This is a genomic window from Pigmentiphaga sp. MLSB6-MA01 (assembly GCF_058793475.1).
In genome coordinates, this window is sequence record NZ_JBXAFV010000028.1 from 1 (window position 1) to 726 (window position 726).

Here is a 726-nt window from a genome sequence, read left to right on the forward strand (position 1 = left end):
GACAATGAAAATGCGCATGTGGGGTTGTTTGCTGGGCATGGCGCTGGGCGGTACGGCCGCGGCGCAGACCCCGTTGAAGATCGGTTTCGTGGGGGAGATGTCGGGCCAGCAGGCCGAGTACGGGCTGCAGATGAGCAACGGGGCCAAGCTGTTCCTGCAGGAACACGGCGACGTGGTGGCCGGGCGCAAGATCCAGCTGATCATCAAGGACGTGGGCGGACCGAACCCCGAGGTGGCCAAGCGCGTGGCGCAGGAGCTGATCACCCGCGACAAGGTGGAGTTCCTGGCCGGTTTCGGCTTCACGCCCAATGCGCTGGCGGTGGCCCCGCTGGCGACCGAGGCGAAGATCCCGATGGTGGTGATGAACGCGGCGACCTCGTCGATCACGGAGCGCTCGCCGTACGTGGTGCGCACCTCGATGACGCTGCCGCAGAACGCCTACGCGATTGCCGACTGGGCGCTCAAGAACAACGTCAAGACGGTGTATTCGCTGTATGCCGACTACGGTCCGGGCCAGGACGCCAACGCGCAGTTCCGCAAGACCTTCACGGGCGGCGGGGGCAAGATCGTGGCCGAGGTGGCGGTGCCGCTGAAGAATCCGGAGTTCGGCCCCTACATGCAGCGCATCAAGGATGCCAAGCCGGACGCCGCGTTCCTGTGGTTTCCCTCGGGCGAGCTGTCGGTGCTGATGCTGCGCGCCTACCGCGAGCGCGGCCTGGAGCAGGC

Annotated in this window: 1 protein-coding gene; it reads left to right on the forward strand. The window is 66.4% G+C overall.

Features of this window, described 5'->3' with window-relative positions; all coding sequences use genetic code 11:
• Positions 1–16 precede the first annotated feature (16 nt).
• Positions 17–726, forward strand: a 710-nt coding sequence (locus tag AC1Q6E_RS27705) for an ABC transporter substrate-binding protein (protein ID WP_492573930.1), incomplete at its 3' end; no start/stop codon positions are given.